This window comes from Myroides marinus, from assembly GCF_900109075.1.
GTDB classification, from domain to species: domain Bacteria; phylum Bacteroidota; class Bacteroidia; order Flavobacteriales; family Flavobacteriaceae; genus Flavobacterium; species Flavobacterium marinum_A.
In genome coordinates, this window is sequence record NZ_FNYS01000025.1 from 42,951 (window position 1) to 49,918 (window position 6,968).

Consider the following 6,968-nt stretch of genomic DNA (forward strand, 5'->3'; position numbering starts at 1 on the left):
AAAACTATTTTTTTATACTAATAAACCTACTAATTATGAATACACTTATTGCTCAAACTAAAAACAAGATAGCCTTAGTTTTAATTGAAACACAAAACGAATGGATGCATCCAGAAGGAAAACTAAACAAAGCTTTAATTAAGGACCAATCAATGATGAAAAACTCAATTAGTAACATTGAGAAAGTTCTTCAATTCGCAAGGAAAAACAAATTAACAATCATACATGTAGGTTTAAAATTTACAGAAGGATATCCTGAACTTGGTAATGCTACAAGCGGACTTAGAAAAGCTATTCCTAACGCTGGTACATTTCAAGAAAACAGTTTTGGAGCCACTTTTTTTGAATCAGTAAAACCTCTAAAAAATGAATTTATTACAAGTGGCCGAACTGGAGCTAGTGGTTTCACAGGTACGAATCTTGACTCTTATCTTAGAAATAACAATATAAATAAGCTATACATTGTAGGATATGCAACCCATGTTTGTGTAGAAAGTACTTTTAGAGATGCTCATGAAAAAGGATATAATTCTATAGTGATATCAGATGCGACTTCTGCTTTTAACAACCAACAACAAGACTATTTTCTCTCAGAAATAGTACATCATTTTGGAGAACATATAACAAGTGAAAACTTTTTTTCATTAGATTTAACTAACTAATAAGTCACATAAAAAAGATATACATCTGAATTTAAACTAAAAATGCTACCTATCTTTTTTATATATTTTTCAAGTACATTAATTAAACCTAGAGCTTCTTTTTCTAATACTTTCAATTGTTTTTGCGTTGCTACTAAATAAGCTTGTTTGGCCCAATCTAAGGCTTGTTTGTGATTATTTAATTCATAGTACATATCAGCTACCATTATTGCTGAATTATACTGTAAATAATTATGTTTTAATTGCTTTGCTATTTCATAACTTTGCTTTACAATTGAAATATAAGACTCTGATTTTTCTCTATTATTGGTAAGACTGCTATAAAACTCAGCTCTAGCTTTATTGGATTTTAAAGTTCCTGATAAAATTTCAGAACTATTTTTTGGTAAATATCTTAGTCCTTCTTGCGCGTCTATAGAAGCCTTTTGATAATTTTCTAGCACAATCTCTAAAGCAGATAAATTATTATAGCCCATTGCAATAGCATAGGAAAGATACTTAGAATCAAGTACTTTATTCTTTCCTAAATCAGCTAACATCAAATCAATAGCTTTTAATAAATATTCTTTACCCTTTGTATATTCTTCTCTCTCAATTAAACATAAAGCCATTAATTGGTTTGCTTCAAAGGGTACAGGATTTAATGGGTAATCTTGAAGAATCTTTAAAGAATTTGCCACTTTAACTTCACTCTCCATTGTCAATCCTTTTTCATATAATACTCTGGCTTGAAAAAACTCCATCTCCCCTACCTTCATAGAATCTCCAAGGCTCCTATAAACATTTTCGGCCTTAACATAGTAATAAAACGTACTGTCTAAAACGCCAATATCATGATAATACATTCCAATATTATTATAAGTACTAGCCAATAAGTTATCATCCGAAGCTCTTTTAGAAAATAAAACTGCTTTTTTACTTAACTTAAAAAAAGAAATAGAATCTCTTGTCCAACGCAATTTACCTAACAGTTTATCTATTTTCTCACGTGATTGTTTTGTATTGTTTAGAGTTAAAGCAGTATTTACATAAGGCTTTAATTCCCTTGCAATGCTATCTTTAAATATGTCTTCATGCCACAAAGCATAAAGTTGATCATAATCAGTTCTTGCTTTTTGATTAGGTCTGGTACAATTAATAAACAACAAAGCAATTAAAATTAATATTGAATAAATTCTCAGTATCATTGTAATAATTCTCATTTTGTAACTATCAACAAAGTTAATCGATAAAACATCCAATATTTGATTACTTCCTTCTTTGTCTTAAAAAAGAATACTAACATGGTAAATCAGATAAAGAACACCTCATACTTATAGTAGATCTTAATATATCTATCACTTACTTAATAGTATAATTCAAAACCTTTTTTATATTATACTTATAAATCCATAATTATTTTAAAAAGAATCTTTGTTCCCTTAGTTTTTTTACTACTTACAATTAGTTTTGAATTCATTAATTTCACTCTACTTTCAATACTACTAAGTCCTAGTCCTTTACCTCTAATGGTTGTGTTTAACCCCACTCCATTATCCTGTACTATTACTCTAAAACTATATTGGTTTATAAACATAAAAGAAACTTTACACACAGTTGCCTTAGCATGTTTATGTACATTTTGCAAGCACTCTTGTATAATTCTATAAATATGTATCTTATACTTTATATCTATATTATCAAAAGATATATTTTCATCCATAAATAAAGAAAACTTTACTTTTTGATTTCTGTTTTGTATCTCAATTAAATCTTCTAGTAATTGATCAAATTCTTTAATTTTAAACTCATTATCTTTTATCAAAGTATGAGAAACATCTCTTATCTGCTCCTCTATTTTTTTAATTTCATTAATTAATGAGTCTTGATGTTCTACATAAGATTTCTGATCTAATTGCATCAATAAAAAACGAGTCATAAACAACCGGTTTAACACTCCATCATGTAATTCCTTAGCCATTTGAGTTCGCTCTAAAATACGGACCTGAGATAATTCGTTTTGAATATTTAAAATAGAGTCATAGTATTTATGAGTATCTTTTTCAAATAGTTTAATTAAAGACATTTCTTTCACCTTTTGCCTAAATAGAATAATAAAAAAAATAATAATTGCTAAAGTAAAAACACCTATTGCTATTTTTATTACTAGCCTTTTTTGTTTTTGTAACTGCTTATTTGTCTTTAATAAATCATCTGATTCAAAACTCATACGAGTAAACATATTTTTAGCAGCAATATTCTCATTTTGAATCAAATGATTTAGTTCTAAATACCGATTTAAATTATCTTGATTATTGTTTTTGTAAAATGCTAATAAAACAAGTAGTGCATCTCTTTCTATAGCTAAATCTTTATTTTCTTTAGCGTAAGAGATAACTTCTTGCACTAGATTTAAAGCACTAGGCTCTTTATGAACTAGAAAATAATATTTGGCCAATAAAGTCTTAGCACTATAATAATCATGTAAATTATTGTATTTAAGCTGTACATCAATGTTTTCTTTCAGACTTTTCTCAACTTGATCATACTGTTTAAGTTCTATATTCACCTCCGCTAAAAACAACAACAATTTGGACAATAATATTGGATCGTATTCTGACTTATTTTTAGTAAAATTTTGCTTAATTGTCTCTATAATAAGCTCTTTTGATTTTATATATTTCTTTTGTTTAAGGTAAATATCAGCTATAGTAGTATATACACTTATCTTATTTAACCTTAAGATATCATCTATATAAAATTTTTTTATCTCAGGGTCTTCTAAATATTTTAAACAACGATCTGCCTCCACTAGTGCTTCTTCAAACTGTTCCAAACCTTTTAAGGCATCAGTTAAACAAAGACTTTCAGTATATTTTAATCGAAGGCTTTTTTGATCTCTATTTAATGCCATCGATTTGATAATCTGAGCTTCTCCTTCTGTATAAATTTTATCATTTAAAAGTAAGACGGCCTTAAATACATAGACATCTTGTAATACTATAGAATCCTTAATAGAACTTAATAAAAACTCAGATTTTGTCAAATAATAATAAGTACTATCCTTCTGAAATGTTTTATTAAACATATTAGCCAACAAATAATTAGCATAGCCCTCATCTCTAATATCTTTTGATTTCTTAGATCCAATAAGTAACTCATCAATATACTTTCTATTATCATTCACATAGAATATATAATTTATCAATACATCTCTTTGTTGCTTTGTATTAGCCACTGATAACAAGAGTCTACCTACAGAATCTGCCTCTTTCTTAGTTTTTTCTGTAATATTTACTCGGTTATAATTTCTAGTATATTTTTTTAAATCTTTTAATAATCCCTGGTCTTTATTTTCACTAGCCTTACTACATCCATTTAAAAAACCACATAGACAAAAAAATACAAGTATAAATCTCAATTTTACCAACATTACACTATTAATTAATTTTTTCATAAAAACAAACAAATATAGTTCATAATTCACATAATACACCACTATATTACCCCAATAGCTTTGATATTTTATGATCTAATAAATAATCTATGTTTTTTAAATCAACTAGGGACTGGTGGTGGTAATGGATCAGGACCTGGAGGTGAATCAGAACCAGGTTTTGAAAAACCTGAGTAATAAAAAAGGACTGTCTTTTTATTTAAAGGCAGTCCTTTTTTATTTCTTGAAGTGATATTCACTAAATAAATTTTATTATTATTCTTAAACTAGCTATAAAGACTAGTATTCCAACAAACACATAAGAAAGTCTCTTGGGAAGTCTTCCGGCTAATTTAGCCCCTAATGGAGCTGCTATTACACCTCCTAAGGCTAGGCCTAAGAATATATACCAGTAACCAAAACCTAATTTAGAAAAGAAAACCATAGAGGCAGCGAAGGTCACAAAAAACTCTGCCAAAGAAACCGTTCCCACAACATACCTAGTAGGTCTTCCTTTAGTTAGCAAGGTTGATGTAACAATAGGTCCCCAACCACCACCGCCAAAGGCGTCAAAAAAACCTCCTGATAATCCAAGGATTCCAACATACTTAATCTTCTTCTTAACAATGTTTGAGCGCAAAGCCAAAGCAATTAAGCGTATGGCTATAATCATTAAATAAAGCGCCACAAATGGATAGGCAATATACTCATATTCACTTCCTATATAAATAACAAATAAAGAACCTAACACAGCTCCTACTACCCCTGGTACACTAAGCCAAAAAAGAAGTTTTTTATTTACATTTTTAAACCTGTAATGAGTATAACCTGAGACAGCACTTGAGAACATCTCAGCGGTATGAATACTACCTGATATAGCCGGTAGACTAACCCCCATGGCCATCATAGCTGAGGCTGAAGTCATGCCATAACCAAGGCCTAGGGCTCCATCAACTATTTGAGCTATAAAACCTATTATAAGTACATAGTAAAACTCCGAAGGTAAATAAGAAAATACCCCAGTTAACTCAGACACAGAAAAATAACCAGAGGCTATATATCCCAATAAGAAAAATAAAACCAAACCAGGTATATAAAGCATCTTAAAGGCTAAAAAACTTTTGTTTTCTTTGGGTTCTACCAAGACAGAAGTAACCTTGTTTAACTGCTCAACTCTGTGGTTTAATCCCTTTTTTAAACCAGATCGAAACAGGTTTAAATTATCTATACTCTGACTTATATTCTCAGGAATTTCTTTTTCTAAATACTCTCTTAATCGGCGAGCCAAAACAGGTGATTTACCATTTGTTGAAATAGCTATTTTAAGCTGGCCTTTATTTACTATCGATCCAAGATAAAAATCACATAAATCAGGCTGATCCGCGGCATTAACAAGAAGTTTTTTAGTATTGGCTAGTTGTTTTATTTGTTGATTTAAAAAAGAATTATTCGTGGCTATAACAACAAGATCTTTGCCATCAAGATCTGTTTCATTAAATTCTCTCTCTGTAAGTTTAAGGTTTGAATATTGCTTTATTAGAGTTTTAAATTCATCTTTAAACTCACTTGATACCACAGTTATTTTGGCTAGATGATTTTGTTTTAAAAGAGTCTTTGTCTTTTCTAATCCAACATTTCCACCACCTATTATAAGAAAGTTTAAATGATGAGTCTTTAAAAAAATCGGAAACAAGGTGTTTTCCATAATACACTGTTTTACAATTGGTTATTCTTTATTTTTGTATTTAAAAGCCTTAAAAAAAGAAAAAACTTCCCCTGGATCAGATCCTTTTAAGGTGGAGCTAATCTATAATTAAGGCTTTATAAAGTTTTCTATTTTAAAAAGTTACTTGTTGCTTATGGGGTTAAGTAACTAGACTAATTTTAATATATAGTAGAGTAATATAAAAGACAACAGACTCTCATAATAATTATAGTTTTTAATATTGCTATTAAGCTTAAAGAGGTATCTCTACCTAAGTCAAGACAAGGTCTAGTTAAAGAATTTTCTAAAACTAAAATCACCAAATGTTTCATGATCAAGAGCTTCTTTTTTGTAAAGTCCAAATAAATAATCTAGTTCTTGCAATATTTCAGGCTCTTTAATCTTAGATTTATAAATCTGATTTAACCTAGTTCCATATCTATCAGCTCCAAGCATTAAATTATACTCTTCAGGGGCAGTGCCCACAAAACCAATCTCTGCTAAATAAGATCTACCACAACCATTAGGACACCCTGTCATACGAATACTAATATCTTCTTGGTCTATTTTATGCTTTACAAGTAAAGGTTCAATCTTGGTAATTAACTCGGGTAAATACCTTTGAGCCTCTGCAAGGGCTAAAGGACATGTTGGCAAGGCCACACATGACATAGAGCTTTGTCTTAAATTACTAATATTTTGCCCTATATTGTATTGGGTTAATAATTTCTCTACTTGCCATTTATCCTCTAAGGCTATCTCTCCTAGAATAAGGTTTTGATTACAAGTGAACTTAAAATCAGATAAACCTAGTTTTGACAGATTAAAAAGAAACTCTTTCTGATTTTTACTTACCACGTATGCACCCGAGCAAGTGCATGTTTCATAATATAATGTAAGGAAGTAAGTTTGCTTTAAATAATAAAGAGATGAGCAAACAAGAAATTATGTACTCTCATGTAGAGGATTGGCAAGCAAGTGGATTGACACAATCAAAGTATTGTGAAAGTGTTGGAATTAAGCTAGCGACATTTAGTTATTGGGTAGTAAAGTTTAAGGGTGAAACAGAGCAAGAAGGCTCAAGTAACTTTATAGCAATAAGTAAAACATCAAAAACAGATGGTAAACAATACGAGATTGTCTATCCTAATGGAGTGAAGTTACGTTTAGAAACGAAAGACCTAAG

Annotated in this window: 6 protein-coding genes; 2 read left to right on the forward strand and 4 right to left on the reverse strand. The window is 29.7% G+C overall.

What is annotated here, in order from left to right; all coding sequences use genetic code 11:
* Positions 1 to 35 precede the first annotated feature (35 nt).
* Complete coding sequence (locus BMX53_RS16790; protein WP_244154534.1) at positions 36 to 662, forward strand: cysteine hydrolase family protein; 627 nt, start codon at positions 36 to 38, stop codon at positions 660 to 662.
* Here BMX53_RS16790 and BMX53_RS16795 read toward each other — a convergent pair.
* From BMX53_RS16795 to BMX53_RS16810, 4 genes are all read right to left on the reverse strand, one after another.
* Positions 659 to 1,864: a hypothetical protein gene (locus BMX53_RS16795; protein WP_143061443.1), complete on the reverse strand. Its 1,206-nt coding sequence runs from the start codon at positions 1,862 to 1,864 to the stop codon at positions 659 to 661. The two genes, BMX53_RS16790 and BMX53_RS16795, sit on opposite strands and share 4 nt — an antisense overlap.
* A 179-nt stretch (positions 1,865 to 2,043) precedes the next feature.
* Entirely contained in the window at positions 2,044 to 4,098 is a 2,055-nt protein-coding gene (locus BMX53_RS16800; RefSeq protein WP_083394433.1) for a sensor histidine kinase, read from the reverse strand.
* 238 nt (positions 4,099 to 4,336) lie between these two features.
* On the reverse strand, positions 4,337 to 5,782 hold the full coding sequence (locus BMX53_RS16805) for a TSUP family transporter (RefSeq protein WP_074747848.1): 1,446 nt from the start codon (positions 5,780 to 5,782) through the stop codon (positions 4,337 to 4,339).
* A 288-nt stretch (positions 5,783 to 6,070) separates the two neighbouring features.
* A complete protein-coding gene (locus tag BMX53_RS16810; RefSeq protein ID WP_244154535.1) occupies positions 6,071 to 6,640 on the reverse strand; it encodes an assimilatory sulfite reductase (NADPH) hemoprotein subunit in 570 nt (189 codons plus the stop codon).
* Between the two features lie 71 nt (positions 6,641 to 6,711).
* On the opposite strand from BMX53_RS16810, the gene tnpA reads away from it, so the two are divergent.
* Positions 6,712 to 6,968, forward strand: a 257-nt coding sequence (gene tnpA, locus BMX53_RS16815; protein ID WP_074747851.1) for an IS66 family insertion sequence element accessory protein TnpA, incomplete at its 3' end; no start/stop codon positions are given.

Bases quoted from the DNA above. Each gene is read 5' to 3' on its own strand.
- BMX53_RS16790 (WP_244154534.1), top strand. From the start codon at position 36: ATGAATACACTTATTGCTCAAACTAAAAACAAGATAGCCTTAGTTTTA.
- BMX53_RS16795 (WP_143061443.1), bottom strand. From the start codon at position 1,864: ATGAGAATTATTACAATGATACTGAGAATTTATTCAATATTAATTTTA.
- BMX53_RS16800 (WP_083394433.1), bottom strand. From the start codon at position 4,098: ATGAAAAAATTAATTAATAGTGTAATGTTGGTAAAATTGAGATTTATA.
- BMX53_RS16805 (WP_074747848.1), bottom strand. From the start codon at position 5,782: ATGGAAAACACCTTGTTTCCGATTTTTTTAAAGACTCATCATTTAAAC.